16 protein-coding genes are annotated in these 14775 nt (G+C 59.6%); 7 read left to right on the top strand and 9 right to left on the bottom strand.

Features of this window, described 5'->3' with window-relative positions:
• Positions 1-63: 63 nt before the first annotated feature.
• Positions 64-1071 carry a Bug family tripartite tricarboxylate transporter substrate binding protein gene (locus N6L24_RS08215; protein WP_271844191.1) on the bottom strand — a complete coding sequence of 336 codons (1008 nt, stop codon included), beginning with the start codon at positions 1069-1071 and terminating at the stop codon, positions 64-66.
• A 133-nt stretch (positions 1072-1204) separates the two neighbouring features.
• Here N6L24_RS08215 and N6L24_RS08210 point away from each other — a divergent pair, with 133 nt between their 5' ends.
• From N6L24_RS08210 to N6L24_RS08200, 3 genes are read left to right on the top strand one after another with little or no spacing between them, the layout of a single operon-like run.
• Entirely contained in the window at positions 1205-2302 is a 1098-nt protein-coding gene (locus N6L24_RS08210) for an isocitrate/isopropylmalate dehydrogenase family protein (RefSeq protein WP_271844190.1), read from the top strand.
• Positions 2299-3324, top strand: coding sequence for a Gfo/Idh/MocA family protein (locus N6L24_RS08205; protein WP_271844189.1), 1026 nt, complete (start codon positions 2299-2301; stop codon positions 3322-3324). Before N6L24_RS08210 ends, N6L24_RS08205 begins: the two co-directional genes overlap by 4 nt.
• On the top strand, positions 3321-3998 hold the full coding sequence (locus N6L24_RS08200) for a GntR family transcriptional regulator (RefSeq protein ID WP_271844188.1): 678 nt from the start codon (positions 3321-3323) through the stop codon (positions 3996-3998). Before N6L24_RS08205 ends, N6L24_RS08200 begins: the two co-directional genes overlap by 4 nt.
• A 159-nt stretch (positions 3999-4157) precedes the next feature.
• On the opposite strand, the gene N6L24_RS08195 is transcribed toward N6L24_RS08200, so the two are convergent.
• The 5 genes from N6L24_RS08195 to N6L24_RS08175 all read right to left on the bottom strand — a co-directional run bounded on the left by N6L24_RS08195 (position 4158) and on the right by N6L24_RS08175 (position 9638).
• Entirely contained in the window at positions 4158-5135 is a 978-nt protein-coding gene (locus tag N6L24_RS08195; protein WP_271844187.1) for an ABC transporter ATP-binding protein, read from the bottom strand.
• Positions 5132-6094 (bottom strand): ABC transporter ATP-binding protein, encoded by a 963-nt coding sequence (locus N6L24_RS08190; RefSeq protein WP_271844186.1) that lies wholly within the window; start codon positions 6092-6094, stop codon positions 5132-5134. Before N6L24_RS08190 ends, N6L24_RS08195 begins: the two co-directional genes overlap by 4 nt.
• A complete protein-coding gene (locus tag N6L24_RS08185) occupies positions 6091-7023 on the bottom strand; it encodes an ABC transporter permease (RefSeq protein ID WP_271844185.1) in 933 nt (310 codons plus the stop codon). The genes N6L24_RS08190 and N6L24_RS08185 overlap by 4 nt, the downstream gene beginning before the upstream one ends.
• The gene (locus N6L24_RS08180) at positions 7023-7952 is read right to left on the bottom strand and encodes an ABC transporter permease subunit (RefSeq protein WP_271844184.1); all 930 of its coding nucleotides are present in this window, start codon (positions 7950-7952) and stop codon (positions 7023-7025) included. The genes N6L24_RS08185 and N6L24_RS08180 overlap by 1 nt, the downstream gene beginning before the upstream one ends.
• A 66-nt stretch (positions 7953-8018) precedes the next feature.
• A complete protein-coding gene (locus tag N6L24_RS08175; protein WP_271844183.1) occupies positions 8019-9638 on the bottom strand; it encodes a peptide ABC transporter substrate-binding protein in 1620 nt (539 codons plus the stop codon).
• A 380-nt stretch (positions 9639-10018) separates the two neighbouring features.
• On the opposite strand from N6L24_RS08175, the gene N6L24_RS08170 reads away from it, so the two are divergent.
• Entirely contained in the window at positions 10019-11161 is a 1143-nt protein-coding gene (locus N6L24_RS08170; RefSeq protein ID WP_271844182.1) for an alpha-D-ribose 1-methylphosphonate 5-triphosphate diphosphatase, read from the top strand.
• 59 nt (positions 11162-11220) lie between these two features.
• Here N6L24_RS08170 and N6L24_RS08165 read toward each other — a convergent pair whose 3' ends face one another.
• From N6L24_RS08165 to N6L24_RS08155, 3 genes are read right to left on the bottom strand one after another with little or no spacing between them, the layout of a single operon-like run.
• A complete protein-coding gene (locus tag N6L24_RS08165) occupies positions 11221-12294 on the bottom strand; it encodes a 5-(carboxyamino)imidazole ribonucleotide synthase (RefSeq protein ID WP_271844181.1) in 1074 nt (357 codons plus the stop codon).
• The gene (purE, locus tag N6L24_RS08160; RefSeq protein ID WP_271844180.1) at positions 12287-12775 is read right to left on the bottom strand and encodes a 5-(carboxyamino)imidazole ribonucleotide mutase; all 489 of its coding nucleotides are present in this window, start codon (positions 12773-12775) and stop codon (positions 12287-12289) included. The genes N6L24_RS08165 and purE overlap by 8 nt, the downstream gene beginning before the upstream one ends.
• Positions 12776-12822: 47 nt before the next feature.
• On the bottom strand, positions 12823-13047 hold the full coding sequence (locus N6L24_RS08155; RefSeq protein WP_271844179.1) for a YdcH family protein: 225 nt from the start codon (positions 13045-13047) through the stop codon (positions 12823-12825).
• Between the two features lie 156 nt (positions 13048-13203).
• Between N6L24_RS08155 and N6L24_RS08150 the strand changes: the two genes are divergently transcribed.
• From N6L24_RS08150 to N6L24_RS08140, 3 genes are read left to right on the top strand one after another with little or no spacing between them, the layout of a single operon-like run.
• A complete protein-coding gene (locus tag N6L24_RS08150) occupies positions 13204-13617 on the top strand; it encodes an Hsp20 family protein (protein WP_271844178.1) in 414 nt (137 codons plus the stop codon).
• 3 nt (positions 13618-13620) lie between these two features.
• Positions 13621-13851, top strand: coding sequence for a DUF1150 family protein (locus N6L24_RS08145; RefSeq protein WP_271844177.1), 231 nt, complete (start codon positions 13621-13623; stop codon positions 13849-13851).
• A 35-nt stretch (positions 13852-13886) separates the two neighbouring features.
• Positions 13887-14750, top strand: coding sequence for a hypothetical protein (locus N6L24_RS08140; RefSeq protein WP_271844176.1), 864 nt, complete (start codon positions 13887-13889; stop codon positions 14748-14750).
• Positions 14751-14775: the final 25 nt, after the last annotated feature.

Below are 14775 nucleotides of genomic sequence, written 5' to 3'. Positions count from 1 at the left end.
CGAAACGCCGTCAGAAAGGGCGCGATGCGCTCGCGCCCCTTCCGCTGTCATCTGCCGATAGGCTTATGGTTTTTCGATACCCAATGAGGCCGGATCAACGGTCGCAGCGCCCAGCTCTTGCAAGGTGTAGGCAAAGTTGGCTTCTAGGGTCGCGAAGATCTTAGAGGCTTCTTCGCCATATTGACCGCCAACATCATAGTTGTTGGCTGCGGCCCATTCGGCCACGGCCTCGCCTGCGATGGCCTTTTCAAAAGCCGCGCCCAGTTTGGCTTTGATGTCATCGCTTGCCGAATTATGCACCGCAAAGCCGATGGCCTGTTTCAGCGGCAGATATTTGTCGAGCCCATCATAGCTGTCAAAGGCGGATGGCACGGTCATGCCCGCGATCTCAACACTGTCCGGTGTCAGCATCGCCAATGGCTTCAGCTGGCCACCTTCGATCAGCGCGGCTTGTTCCGCCAGCGATGTCACCACCAGCGCGACTTCGCCTGCAATCGCCGCTTCTTGACCGGGGGCGGAGCCTTTGTAGGGCACGAATTTGAATTCAGCACCTGATCCGTTCTGGATCGCCAAGAGGTTCAAATGGTGGATCGACCCGGCACCCGAGGCCGCCGCAGGGATGGTGCCCGGGGCCGCTTTGGCGGCGTCGACCAGCTCTTCCAATGTCGCGTAGGGTGAATTCGCAGGCACCGAAATCAGATCAGGCGAGCCGCCGACGATGAAGGGATACCAATAGTCAAATTTCTTGTCCCAGCCGCCTTGCACAGCTGCGGTCACGTTGGATTCTGACAGGCCCACCAAAGTATAGCCATCATCTGGCTGGTTCATCACATAGACCATGCCGTTTGAACCCGCGACGCCGCCGGTTTGGTTGGTCACGTTGATTGAAACGGGCAGGTGTTTTTCCATCTCTGCCATGATCATACGGTTGATGGTGTCAGTGCCGCCGCCAGCGCCCCAAACCACAGCAGTGGTGATGTCGCGATACGGGTAGTCCTGCGCCAATGCGCCCCCCGCCAAGCCAGTGACTACGGCAGCCACACTCATGAGCTTCGCAAATTTGAGTTCCATTCTTGTCCTCCCAGACACAATGCGTTTTTAGTTGCATCTAATTGCGTATGCATTAATTAATGCGATGTCAAATTTTTTAATGGCCCGGTGCAGGAAAACCTGCCAAACAGGGCACAGGAAGGAACGCGGAACTATGACGAGCACTTTTGAAATTGCAGTTTTTGCTGGGGATGGCATTGGCCCGGAAATCACTGATCCTACAGTGAAAATTCTGCAGGCCCTGTCGGACCGCGCTTCGGGATACACGCTGCAATTTACGGACGCTGCAGCAGGCGCCGCGCATTACGCCAAGACCGGCGAATCTCTCCCGTCGGCCTCAATGGAAACAGCGCGCCGCTCGGATGCGATTCTCCTTTCCGCGATGGGATTGCCCGATGTGCGCTATGCCGATGGCACCGAAATTTCGCCGCAAATCGACCTGCGCAAAGCGCTGACGCTCTTTGCCGGTGTGCGTCCTGTTACGGTGCGTGCGGGCCAAAGCACGCCCTTGAACATGCCCAAGGGCAAAGAGATTGATTTTGTGCTGATCCGCGAAAGCACCGAAGGTCTGTTTTATTCGCAAGGCCATGGCGAGGTGACAGAGAATGAGGCGCGTGAAACGCTTTTGATCACCCGCGATATTTCCGAAAAACTCTTCCGCTTTACCTTTGAGCTGGCCAATCAACGCAAAGCGCAGGGCCGTGGCCCGGGGCGCGTGACCTGTGTCGACAAGGCCAACGTCTTCCGCGCCTTTGCCTTCTTCCGCGATATCTTTGACGCTGAGGCAGCCAAACATCCAAATCTGACAGCAGATCACGCCTACGTCGACGCCACCGCGCTATGGATGGTGCAAAAGCCGTGGGAGTTTGACGTGCTGGTCACCGAAAACATGTTTGGCGACATTCTGTCCGATCTGGGCGCGGGGCTGATGGGCGGTCTGGGTCTGGCCCCTTCAGCCGATATCGGTCTGGACAACGCGGTGTTCCAGCCCTGCCATGGCTCCGCCCCCGACATTGCCGGACAAGGTGTGGCGAACCCCTTTGCGATGATCCTCTCTGCGGCGATGATGCTCGATTGGCTCGGCATCAAACATGACAACGCCGAAATGGCAGCCGATGGCAAACGCCTGCGCGAAGCGGTTGAGGCGGTGGTGGCCGAGGGTAAGGTTCTGACCCGCGATCTGGGCGGTACGGCGGGCACGGCCGAGGCGGCCACCGCTGTTCAGGCCCAGCTGGTGCTGGAGGTGGCATGACAGGCAAGATCAAGGTCGCCTGCGCGGGCGCGGGATATTTCAGCCAGTTTCACTATGGCAGCTGGGCGCGCATGGCCGAGGTGACCTTGGTCGGCTCGTGTAACCGCGACATCGAAAAGGCGCGCGCCACGGGGCTGCCCGCCTATGATGATCTGGCTGTCATGCTGGCGGACACGCAGCCCGATGTGCTGGATATCATCCTGCCGCCTGTCGCCCATGCCGACAGCATTCGCATCGCGCTGGACGCAGGCATCAAGACCTTGATCTGCCAAAAGCCCTTTTGCCGGGATCTGGCCGAAGCGCGCGCGATGGTGGCCCTGGCCGATGCCGCAGGGGCGACCATCGTGGTACATGAAAACTTTCGCTTTCAGCCCTGGTATCGCGCGCTGAAATCTGCGCTGGATCGCGGCGAGGTTGGGCAGGTGCAACAGCTGACCTTCCGGCTGCGTCCTGGTGACGGGCAGGGGCCGGAGGCCTATCTGGACCGCCAGCCCTATTTTCAGCAGATGCAGCGGTTTCTGGTGCATGAAACCGCCGTGCATTGGGTGGATACCTTCCGCTATTTGCTGGGCGATCCGCTGTCGGTCTATGCCGATCTGCGGCGGGTGAACCCGGTCATTGCAGGCGAAGATGCGGGCTATATCCTGTCCGAGCACCCCGGTGGGGTGCGCGCGCTGTTTGATGGCAATCGCAATCTGGATCACGCCGCCGACAATCATCGGCGCACCATGGGCGAGGCTTTGTTGGAAGGCACCGAGGGCAGCATCGCCCTGAAAGGGGACGGATCGCTTTGGCTGCGCCGTTTCGGGGCCATCGCGCCCAGTTGCCTGCTGGTGCCAGACGACTGGGACGGATTTGGCGGCGACTGCGTGCATCACTTGCAGTCCCACGTCATTTCTGGCCTTCTGTCAGGCGGCCCCTTTGAAAATGACGCGGCCAGCTACCTGAAGGTGGTTGAAATCGAAGAGGCAATCTATGAGTCTGCAGCCAGCGGGCGCAAACTGAAGTTGGAGACAGAGTGACAGCACCATCGGACAAACCGCCTTCGAACATGCAGCGGGCTTTTTTCGCGCTGCGCGACATGATCTTTTCCGGCGAATTGGCCCCCGGTTCTGATCATCTCGAAAGCGAGTTGGCCCAGCGTCTGGGCGTGTCACGCACCCCGGTGCGCGAGGCGGCCCTGATGCTGGAAAGTCAGGGACTGCTAGAGCTGCGCCCCCGCAAAGGCGTGCGTATTCTACCCATTTCGCCCGATGATATGGCCGAAATCTACGATGTGCTGACAGAGCTTGAATGCCTTGCCGCGCGTCAGGCCGCCGGCAAATCCTATGGCGACAAAGATCTGGCCGGGCTGTCCGATGCCATTGAAAACATGGAAGTCGCGGTTGCTGAGAACAACCTGGAGAAATGGGCGCAATATGACGATCAGTTCCACAGTGAACTGGTGCGCCTTGGGGGCAATTCACGGGTCCTTCTGATCTTTGAAATGATGAACGATCAGGTGCGCCGCGCGCGCGCCGTGACATTGTTCATGCGGGCGCTGCCTGTGAAATCAAACGAAGATCACCGCCGCGTCTATGAGGCGATTAAATCCGGCGATCCGCAGATGGCCCATGAAATTCACCGCGCGCACCGCCAGAATGCCAAAGTCATGATGGTTGAGCTATTGCAAAAACATCGGTTGCTGAGCATTTGACACCCGTTGCGGCACGGGCGTTCGCGATGAAAACGTAAAATTAACTTTTAATATCAGCGCCTTAAGTGGCAAAAACCTTATCCGCGGATAAGGTCTGCTTTGGGCTGTTCTCGGGCGCGGGGCGCTCTGTCGAAACCAACAAAACGCCCCGGCTCATGATCAGGAAGCCTCTAGCAAGCAGGCGCGATAATGCCGCCCGTCGCGTTTCAGATCGGGCCGCGTGGTGGCGCATTCCGGCAGCCGCGCAGGGCAGCGGGATTGAAACAGGCAGCCCTGCGGCAGGTTGAGCGGGCTGGGCAGATCGCCATCCAGTACCTGCGGCGTGATCCGCTGGCTTGGGTCAGGCACCGGCACCGCCGACAAGAGCGCGCGCGTATAGGGATGGGTGGGGCGCGCCACCAGCGCATCGGCGGGGGCTTGCTCCATCATACCGCCCAGATACATCACCAGGATCTCGTCCGAGATATGGCGCACAACACCCAGATCATGGGCCACAAAGATCAGCGTCAGCCCCATATCGGCCTGCAATTCCTGCAGCAGGTTAACCACCTGCGCCTGAATGGACACATCGAGCGCCGAGACCGGCTCGTCACACAGCAGCACCTTGGGTTCTGCCGCCAGCGCCCGCGCGATACCGATGCGCTGACATTGCCCACCGGAAAATTCATGCGGATAGCGGTTGGCGTTGCGGCGCGGAATGCCGACCCGATCCAGCAGCGCATGCACCCGCGTTTCGCGGGCCTCGCCGTTCATCTCGGGAAAGAACATCACCAGAGGCTCTGCGATAATGTCGCGAATGGTCATGCGCGGGTTCAGCGAGGCGACCGGATCCTGAAAGATCATCTGCACCTGGCGGCGTAGGGCGATGACTTCTTTGCGGCGGCTGTAATCCACCACTTTGCCGCCAACGCGCACCGTGCCGTGACTGGGTTTCACCAGCCCCGCGATGGCCCGCACCAGCGTGGATTTCCCGCAGCCGCTTTCGCCAACGATGCCCAGCGTCTGCCCGCGGTTGACGGCAAAGCTGACGCCATTGACCGCCTTGACCACGCCGGGTTTAGACCAGGGCCATTTCTTGGTTTGATTGGCGGTAAATCGCACCGCAAGATCCTGAACGGAGATCATTTCGGATGTCATGTCAGTTCCTCCACGGCGCGGATGCAGGCGCGTTGATGCGGGGCTGGGGACAGCTCGGGCAGGATGTCAAAACAGGCCTCAAGCGAGTCGCCGCAGCGCCCGGCAAAGGGGCAATGCACCAGCGGTCTGGTCTGGTTGGGCGGCTGGCCCGGAATGCTTTGCAACGTGGCGCTGGGGTCATGGATATTGGGCACGGCCCGCATCAACCCGCGGGTATAAGGATGGGCGGGGGCGGCGAAAATCGCCGCTGTGCCCGCGCGTTCCATCACCCGGCCGCCATAAAGCACCAGCGTTTCATTGCAGAACCCGGCCACAACGCCCAGATCATGGGTGATCAACATGATCGAGCTGCCGTACTCTTTCTGGATATCTTCCAGCAGGTGCATGATCTGCGCCTGCACGGTCACGTCCAGCGCGGTTGTCGGTTCATCTGCCAGGATCAATTTCGGCCGACAGAGCAGCGCCATGGCAATGACGATCCGCTGCCGCATACCGCCGGAAAACTCATGCGGGTAGCTTTTCAGCCGGTTTTTGGCATCGGGGATCTGCACCGCTTCCATGACCTCAAGCACCCGGCTGCGCGCGGCGCGCCCGCGCAGACCTTCGTGCAGCTCAAGGATTTCATTCAGCTGCCGCTCCACCGTCATGTACGGGTTGAGCGAGCTCATCGGATCCTGAAAGATGATGCTGATTTCCTTGGCGCGGATCTTGTTCATCTCGCGCCGGGGCAGATCCAGAAGGTTCTGGCCCTTGTAAAGAATTCGCCCGGAGGCTTCGGCGTTATTGGCCAGCAGCCCCAGGATCGCCAGCGCGATTTGCGATTTGCCAGAGCCGCTTTCGCCGACCACGGCCAGTTTTTCGCCTTCCTCGATATCAAAGCTGACGTTGTTCACCGCATGCACATAACCATCAGGCGTGCGAAAACGGATGCTGAGATCTTGCACAGAGAGCAGGGTCATGAGCGCTCCTTTGGGTCGAGCGCATCGCGCAGCCCGTCCCCGATATAATAAAGTGAAACCTGGGCAATCACGAAGAAGGCGGCCGGATAGAGCAGCTGCCAAAGCGTGCCGAAGGTCATGGTTTTCGCGCCTTCGGAAATCAGCGCGCCCCAGCTGGTGTTGGGTTCTTGAATGCCCACACCCAAGAAGGACACAAGGCTTTCATACATGATCATTTCCGGGATCGAGATCGACATGTAGATCACGATCACCCACAGCATATTGGGCAGGATGTGCTTAAAGATGATCTTGGCGTCGCTCATGCCCAGCATGCGGGCCGCGTCGACAAACTCTTTGTTCTTCAGCGTCTGCACTTGGCCACGCACAATCAGCAATCCGGCGGTCCAGTTGATGATTACCATCACCAAGATCATCTGCATCAGCGAGCGGCCAAAGAAGGCCTGCCAGACCACAAAGAAGATGATGTAAGGGATCGACAAGGTGATGTTCAGTGCGCCGACGATGATCTGATCGGTGCGCCCGCCGTAATAGCCGGCGATGGCCCCCATGGTGGCCCCGATGCAGACCGCGATGATAGCCGCAAGAAAGCCCACCAGCAGCGAAACCCGGCTGCCTTGCACCACGCGCGCGTAAAGATCGCGGCCCAGCTCGTCGACGCCAAAGTAATGGCCGTTCTCAAGGCTCGGCCCGCCCGCTTCTTTGACGCGGCCCAGCACGGACCAGTCGATTTCTTCATAGCTCCACTGCGCAAAGAACTGGCCAAAGCTGGCAAACAGCACGAGGCCAAACAACAGCGTCACCGAGATCACCGCCATCTTGTTCTTGAAAAACCGGATACGGGCATCTGCCCAAAAGGACCGGCTGTTGATCATTTCTTCTGCGGCAGCCTGCGCAAATTCGGGGCTGCTCATGATTTTCTTTGCGCGCATCAGAGGCCGCTCCGTATTTTTGGGTCAATCCAGGCGTAGATCAAATCAACGATCAGCAAGAGCGCGAAGGTCAGGACCGAATAGAGGATCGCGAGGCCCAGGATCACCGCGTAGTCGCGGGTATAGGCCGCATCGATAAAGTTCTGACCAATGCCGCCGGTGGAAAAGAAGATGTCGATAAAGACCGAGCCGGTGATCATATAGACAAAGACCGGCCCCATGTAGGAAATCACCGGCAAGAGCGCCGGTTTCAGCGCATGGCGGATCAGCACGGTGCGTTCCGGCAGCCCCTTGGCGCGGGCGGTACGGATGTATCCCGCGCTGAGCGTTTCCAAAAGCGAGCCGCGCGTCAGCCGCGCCACCGAGGCCATGTAAGATGTGCCAAGCGCCACGGCGGGCATGATCACATAGGGCCATTGGCCGCCGTTCCAGCCGCCGCCGGGCAACAGCCCCCAGCTGAGCGTAAAGAGCAGCACCATGATCGGCGCGAGAACAAAGTTGGGGAAGATCTGCGAAAAGATCGCCAGACCCGTCATCACGTAATCCCAGAAACTGTTGTGGCGCAGCGCGGCAATCACGCCCAGCGGCACACCCAGCGCCAAGACAAAGAGCGCCGAGAAGAACCCATAGGTCAGCGTCACCGGAAAACCCTGTGCAATCAGGTCGTTCACGGTGCGGTCCTTCTGGGAAAAGCTGGGGCCGAAATCAAAATGCAGGATGATATTCTTCAAATAGGTCCAGAGCTGCACATAGAGCGGCTCGTCCAGCCCATAGCGCTCTAGCACGTTTTTCATCACGGCGGGCGGCAGGGGGCGTTCGGATGTGAACGGCCCGCCCGGCGCAAGGCGCATCAGGAAGAAGCAGAACACAATCAGGATCAGAATGGTGGGGATCACCGCCATCAGGCGGCGCAGGGTATAATTGAGCATGGAAACCTCATAATGCCCCGCCGCATTTGAGCGGCGGGGCAAGGGTTAAGGGTCAGATCGGCAGGATTATTCCGCGACTTTGTACATGTCTTTGGAGTAATATTTCTGCTGCACGTTCTCGACCGGCCAGCCTTTGACGTTGGATTTCAACATCATGTTGGCCGAGTAGTGATAGACCGGAATGACAGGCATTTCTTCGGCCAGGATCTGCTCTACCTCGGTATAGAGCGGGCCTGCCTCCTTGGAGGATTTCGCCTTTGCCATCAACTCATCCACGCGGGCGTTGTTGTATTTGGCATCGTTATAGCCAGAGGAGGAGACCAGAAGATCAAGGAAGGTTGAGGCTTCGTTGTAATCCCCGCACCATGCGCCGCGGGCCATTTCAAAGTTCTGGTTGCCACGGTTTTCAAGGAAGACTTTCCATTCCTGGTTTTCCAGCGTCACATCCACACCCAGTTTTTGTTTCCACATCTGCGTGGCCACAATCGCGACCTGCTGGTGCGCTTCGGAGGTGTTGTAAAGATAGGTGAAGGCCAGTGGCTCGCCGCCTTTGCCATAACCTGCCTCGGCCATCAGTTCCATCGCCTTGGCATCGCGCTCCTGCTGGGTCATGGCCGCATAGTCGATCTCGGGCACGTCAAAGCCCGCAGTGGCCGCCGGGGTGAAGTTGTAGGCTGGGAATTGACCGCCTTGCAGCACCTGATTGACGATGACTTCGCGATCCAATGCCAGGGCAAGCGCTTTGCGCACACGCACATCTTGGAAGGCCTCTGGGCCGCTGTCCAAGTTGTAGGAGAAGTAATAGTTGCACAGGCGCGGCACTGCGATGGCCTCGTCCGGCAGCTCTTCTTTCAGGGCGGGGTACTGACCGGCGGGGATGTCGGTCTTGTCCAGCTCGTTGGCGCGATAGCGGGTCAGACCCTGCGCGTCATCGCCGATCACCAGAGCAACGACTTTTTCCAGAACGGTGTTGTCATTGTCCCAATACATCGGGTTGCGTTCGCGCACCGAGCGCTCTTTCAGCACGTGTTCGGTCAGCACATAGGCGCCGTTGCCCACGATGTTTTCTGGCAAGGTCCATTCATTGCCATGCGCGTCGATCACCCATTTGGGGGCCGGGAATGTGGTGGCATGGGCGACCATGTCAGCAAAATACGGCAGCGGCTGGGACAGCTGGACCACAAAGGTATGATCATCAGGGGCCGACACGCCAAGCTCGTCTGGGGTTTTGTCACCGGCAATAATCTCTGCGCCGTTTTTGATCGACATCAGCTCCATGTACCACGCATAGGGCGAGGCCAGTTCCGGGGTCACGGCGCGTTTCCAGGCATAGACGAAATCGCCAGCGGTCACCGGGGTGCCATCGGACCATTTGGCATCTTTGCGCAGGGTGAATGTATAGGTCATGTTGTCGTCAGACACTTCATGGCTCAGCGCGACGCCGGGTGCGCGGTTGCCTTGGCCGTCTTGATTGTACAGCCCTTCAAACAGGTCGCGTACAATGCCGGAGCCATCGGTATCTTCGACCAGCTGCGGATCCAGCGAGGAGGATTCATCCAGCAGGCGATAGGTATAGGTCTGATCCTCGGCGAGGTTTGTTCCTGCCGGAACCTCCGCGGCAAAAGCGGCTGTGGTCAGCGCAGTGGTGAGGCTGAGGGCAAGGGCGAGTTTGGTTGTCTGTCTCATATGGTTCCCTGTTTCAACTTGGGCAGCCGCGCGCACGGCTGATCAGCCGGGGCGCAGTGATGCCATTTCGATCGGGCCATGCGGCCCGTGCTCACGGGAGTCGTGCAGCAGCGGCGGAAGACAGCAGCGACAGGCTGTTGGTCGTTTGGGGACGCTTGCGCATCGTGTCGCTCCACACGAGGGATCTGCGCATACCGTCACCACTGGTCTCCCTGTGCAAAAACAAACCAGAGAGCATGGGGAATTGGCAAATGCCACTTTTGCATAGGGTCATGTGGCTTTGGCATAAGGGTCCTGGCACGGCGCAGGCGTGCGCGCCACATTTCCCTGCGCGCCGCGATGCGCTATGGGAGTTTCCAGACGAGCAAACGAGTACCGCCATGACCCTCACCCTCACGTTGCAAGGCGCACAGATTCTGGCCGATGGGCACATGCAGCCCGGCGAGATCGGCCTGGCCGAAGGCAAGCTGACCGCCGCCGGGCACGGGCGCAGTGTTGATCTGTCCGGCTACTGGGTTCTGCCTGCCTGTGTCGATATTCATGGCGACGGGTTTGAGCGCCACTTGGCCCCGCGCCGTGGCGCGATGAAAGATCTGGGGCAGGGGCTGATCTCGATGGATGCCGAGCTGGCCAGCAATGGCATTGGCACAGCGACCTTGGCGCAGTTTTTCAGCTGGGAAGGTGGCATGCGCGGGCCTGATTTCGCGGCGCGGTTTCTGGCCGCCCACGCCAAGGCAGATCTGCTGACCGAGACGCTGGTGCAGCTGCGCTTTGAGACCCATCTTCTCAAGGAATATGCCGCCTTCGAAGAGTTGGTGGCTGCGTTTTCAGTGCCTTACGTGGTGTTCAACGATCACCTGCCGCATGCTGCGCTGGCCAAGGGAAAACGCCCGCCGCGTCTGACCGGGCAGGCGCTGAAAAGCGGGCGCAGCCCGGAAAACCATCTTGCGATGTTGCAGGCGCTGCATGATCAGCGCGATGAGGTGCCCGCCGCTTTGGCGGCGCTGGCGGCGCGGCTGAGCGCGCGCGGATTGCGCCTTGGCACCCATGATGATGCCACCGCGCAGGATTGTGACGCTGCCCGCGCATTGGGTGCCAATCTGGCGGAGTTCCCCGAGACGCACCTTGCCGCTGAGGCCACCCGCGCCGCAGGGGGGCACATCATTCTGGGGGCCCCGAATGTGGTGCGCGGCGGTTCCCATTCCGGCAATGTGTCGGCTGTGGATCTGATCGCCGACGGGCTCTGTGATGCGCTGGCGTCTGACTATCATTATCCGGCGCTGAAACAGGCGGCCTTTGCGCTGTCAGATCCCGGGGTGCTGCCCTTTGCGGCGGCTTGGCATTTGGTCAGCGGCGGGCCTGCCAGTTTGCTTGGATTGGCCGATCGGGGTGAAATTAACGTCGGGGCACGTGCGGATCTGGTGGTGCTGGACCCAGAAAGCCGCCGTATCGAAGCCACGATTGTCGGTGGCCGCATGACCCATTTGGCGGGGGGCGCTGCTGAGAGATTCGTGCGCGCCTAAGCGGCGGGGCAGGGCGCCCGCCAGATTCGGCGGGCGTCGTTATTTTGGCCGTGGCCGGCTTAATCTTTCGGGACAACCCGGTTGATATGCGCCATCTTGCGGCCCGGTTTGACCTCGGCCTTGCCATAGAGATGCACGGCGACATGCGGCGCAACCATCAGCTCTGGCAGGCGGTCCATATCGTCGCCAATCAGGTTCTCCATCACCACGTCAGAGTGGCGTTTGCCATCCCCGAGCGGCAGGCCAACCACGGCGCGGATGTGCTGTTCAAACTGATCCACTGCGCAGCCATTTTGTGTCCAATGGCCCGAGTTATGCACCCGCGGCGCGATTTCATTGACGATCAGCCCGGCCTCAGTCACGAAAAGCTCAACCCCCATGACGCCCACATACTCAAGCGCATTCAGGATCTTTGAGGCCATCAGCACCGCATCCATCCGCATGCCAGCGGACAGGCGCGCCGGCACGGTGGTGGTGCGCAAAATGCCCCCGACATGTACGTTTTCGCCCGGATCAAAACAGGCGACCTCGCCGCTGATGCCGCGCGCGGCAATCACCGACACCTCGTGTGAAAACTTTACAAAGCCTTCCAGCACCGAAGGCGCATCGGCCATGTCGGCCCAGGCGGCAGGGGCATCCGCCGCAGAATTGAGGCGCGCCTGCCCCTTGCCGTCATAACCAAATCGGCGGGTTTTCAGGATCGACGGCGTGCCAATGGTCGTCAGCGCGCGGTCAAGGTCTTCGGCGCTGTCGACCTGCGCAAAGGGCGCGACCGTCAGGCCGAGGCCCGAAAGGAATTCTTTTTCGGTGATGCGATCCTGACTGACGCGCAGGGCCTCGCGGCCCGGGCGGATCGGGCGGTGCGCCTCTAGGATATCCAGCGCCGAGGTCGGGATGTTTTCAAATTCATAGGTGATGACATCCACCGAAGCGGCAAAGGCAGCCAGCGCATCGGCGTCGTCATAGGCGGCAGTTGTCACTTGGTCGGCGACATGGCCTGCGGGCGGGTTTGCGCCCGGTTCAAAGATATGGGTTTTATAGCCAAGCCGCGCCGCCGCGACGGACAGCATGCGGCCCAATTGGCCACCGCCCAGAATGCCAATTGTGCTGCCGGGTTTTAAGATCTCACTCATCAACTGGTTCTTCCGCGATAGAGGCCGAAAGCGCGTTGCGCCACGCGTCCAGACGTGTGGCAAGCGCCGGGTCATTCAGCGCCAGAATACCGGCAGCCATCAGCCCGCCGTTCTTGGCACCCGCTGCGCCAATGGCCATGGTTGCCACCGGAAAGCCGCGCGGCATCTGCAGGATCGAATAAAGGCTATCAACGCCAGACAGCGCGCGGGTCTGAACCGGAATGCCAATGACCGGAACGCGCGTCTTGCTGGCCATCATGCCCGGCAGATGCGCCGCGCCGCCTGCACCGGCGATAATCACCTGCAGACCGCGATCAACAGCGGTTTTGCCATAGTCCCACAGACGATCAGGGGTGCGGTGCGCCGAGACGATTTTCTTTTCATAAGGCACGCCCAGTTCATCCAGCACGTCTGCTGCTTCTTTCATGGTGGGCCAGTCTGATTGGCTGCCCATGATGATGCCCACTTTGATGTCCGTCATAACCCGCCTCTGAAATTAGGAGCGCGCACTATAGCCGGATCGGGCTGCTAGGCAATGATATCCGGGGTCAAACGATCCTCGATATAGGCGATTTTGTCCTTAAGATGCAGTTTTTGTTTCTTCAGGCGCTGAATCGTCAGCTGATCGCCTGTGCCCCGTTCCACCAGGGCGGTAATCGCCTCATCCAGATCGCGATGTTCCTGCTTGAACACTTCCAGCTCGATGCGCAGAACATCATCTGTTTTCATCGACAGGTCACTGAAAGCATTCATATGAAAAATCCCGGTTCTTTCCGCCCTTAAGATAGCCTGATTGGCTACACAAGCAAAGCCCTTGCGCTCGCCCTGTGGCGCGCCCATATTATTGCCAAGCTGGTCGCCAGAATGGGACCGGACGCCAAATTGTCGCTTTACGTAAAGGACATAGAGATGAGCAAACTGACCTTGGGGTCCTATCCCCACATGCTGGGTTTTGAACAGCTGGAGCGTCTTTTGGAGCGCACCGCCAAAACTGGCAACGAAGGCTATCCCCCTTTCAATATTGAGCAAACCTCTGATTTTTCCTACCGCATCACGCTGGCGGTCGCCGGCTTTGCCGAAGAGGATCTGTCCATCACCGTCGAGGACCGTCAGCTGGTGATCCACGGGCGGCAGAACGACGATGGGGCAGAGCGCCTGTTCCTGCACCGGGGAATCGCTGCGCGTCAGTTCCAGCGCTCCTTTGTGCTGGCCGATGGGGTTGAGGTGGGCGAAGCGCAGATGGAAAATGGGCTGTTGCACATTGATCTGACCCGCGCACGTCCAGAGACGGTGGTGCAGACCATCAACATCAAGAAAGGGTAAGCCATGCACAGCAAGTATGATTTTGATCACGCGATGGATGATCGGATGGTTTACGTGCGCGAAGTGCCCGTGGCCGATCTGCCAGCGGATATGCAAGAAGAGGCCGAGGGGCTGGACACGCTGTTTGCGGTCTATTCGGCCACAGATGGCGAGCGGCTTGCCTTGGTGAAAGAACGCCGCCTGGCCTATGTTCTGGCGCGCCAGAACGACTATGCGCCGGTCAGCGTGCATTAACCGAGTCCAGAGACAGAAAAAATACGGTGGCCCCGATGCGCAATACTGACCCGGCTGTCGCCGTTCTGCCCTATGGGAAAAAACTCGGGCTGCGCCCCGCGCGCATTGCGCTGGATGACCTCAATTGGCCGTTGGGCCAACCTGCGCGGCTAAAGGGGCGGCACCTCAGCGATCTGGCCCCCACCGATCACCTGATCCTTTACCCGCGTGACACGGTGCATTTTCGCCTTGGCTGGGGCACGCAGGCCAAAGTTTCGCTCATGGTTGTAGAGCCCCGGGTGATCCACGGTCATCACATGCGCAAACTGGCGCTCACCCATCGCAGGTTTCATCGGGTGCTGTCCTGCGATGAGGCGTTCTTGGCCTCGATTCCCAATGGGGTTTTTCAGGTCTATGGCACCACATGGGTGCCGGGGTGGCGTGATCTGCCCGTCACCAAAAGCCAGAATATGTCGCTGATTGCCTCAGCCAAACGCTCGCAAGAAGGGCACAGGCTGCGTCATGCGTTGGTGGACTGGGCCAAGGCCAAAGGTGTGGACATGACCGCGCTTGGCGGCGGCTATGCGCCATTTGAGGAAAAATCCGACGGATTGGCCCCGTATCGGTTTTCGGTGGTGATCGAGAATATCCGCGAGCGGAATTATTTTTCCGAAAAACTGGTCGACGCGGTGCTGTGCGAAACGGTGCCGATTTACTGGGGGTGCCCAAATCTCGGCGATTTTCTGGACACAAGCGGCATGATCATTTGCCAGTCCGAAGCTGAGCTGCGCGCCGCAATTGAGGCCGCCACACCCGCGCGTTATGCCGCGCTGCTGCCCGCATTGCGCGCGATCAAAGCCGCAGCTGCCGCCTATGGCGACATCGAAGCCCGCGCCGCGCGCGCGGTGATTAAAGCATAAACGCGCGCCGGGCGGCGCGCGTTTA

The organism is Cognatishimia sp. SS12 (assembly GCF_028369055.1).
Taxonomy (GTDB): domain Bacteria; phylum Pseudomonadota; class Alphaproteobacteria; order Rhodobacterales; family Rhodobacteraceae; genus Cognatishimia.
This window is presented reverse-complemented; position numbering and strand designations above follow the sequence as displayed.

Coding starts and splice junctions, on each gene's coding strand:
- N6L24_RS08215 (WP_271844191.1), bottom strand. CDS start 1,071: ATGGAACTCAAATTTGCGAAGCTCATGAGTGTGGCTGCCGTAGTCACT.
- N6L24_RS08210 (WP_271844190.1), top strand. CDS start 1,205: ATGACGAGCACTTTTGAAATTGCAGTTTTTGCTGGGGATGGCATTGGC.
- N6L24_RS08205 (WP_271844189.1), top strand. CDS start 2,299: ATGACAGGCAAGATCAAGGTCGCCTGCGCGGGCGCGGGATATTTCAGC.
- N6L24_RS08195 (WP_271844187.1), bottom strand. CDS start 5,135: ATGACATCCGAAATGATCTCCGTTCAGGATCTTGCGGTGCGATTTACC.
- N6L24_RS08190 (WP_271844186.1), bottom strand. CDS start 6,094: ATGACCCTGCTCTCTGTGCAAGATCTCAGCATCCGTTTTCGCACGCCT.
- N6L24_RS08185 (WP_271844185.1), bottom strand. CDS start 7,023: ATGCGCGCAAAGAAAATCATGAGCAGCCCCGAATTTGCGCAGGCTGCC.
- N6L24_RS08180 (WP_271844184.1), bottom strand. CDS start 7,952: ATGCTCAATTATACCCTGCGCCGCCTGATGGCGGTGATCCCCACCATT.
- N6L24_RS08175 (WP_271844183.1), bottom strand. CDS start 9,638: ATGAGACAGACAACCAAACTCGCCCTTGCCCTCAGCCTCACCACTGCG.
- N6L24_RS08170 (WP_271844182.1), top strand. CDS start 10,019: ATGACCCTCACCCTCACGTTGCAAGGCGCACAGATTCTGGCCGATGGG.
- N6L24_RS08165 (WP_271844181.1), bottom strand. CDS start 12,294: ATGAGTGAGATCTTAAAACCCGGCAGCACAATTGGCATTCTGGGCGGT.
- purE (WP_271844180.1), bottom strand. CDS start 12,775: ATGACGGACATCAAAGTGGGCATCATCATGGGCAGCCAATCAGACTGG.
- N6L24_RS08155 (WP_271844179.1), bottom strand. CDS start 13,047: ATGAATGCTTTCAGTGACCTGTCGATGAAAACAGATGATGTTCTGCGC.
- N6L24_RS08150 (WP_271844178.1), top strand. CDS start 13,204: ATGAGCAAACTGACCTTGGGGTCCTATCCCCACATGCTGGGTTTTGAA.
- N6L24_RS08145 (WP_271844177.1), top strand. CDS start 13,621: ATGCACAGCAAGTATGATTTTGATCACGCGATGGATGATCGGATGGTT.
- N6L24_RS08140 (WP_271844176.1), top strand. CDS start 13,887: ATGCGCAATACTGACCCGGCTGTCGCCGTTCTGCCCTATGGGAAAAAA.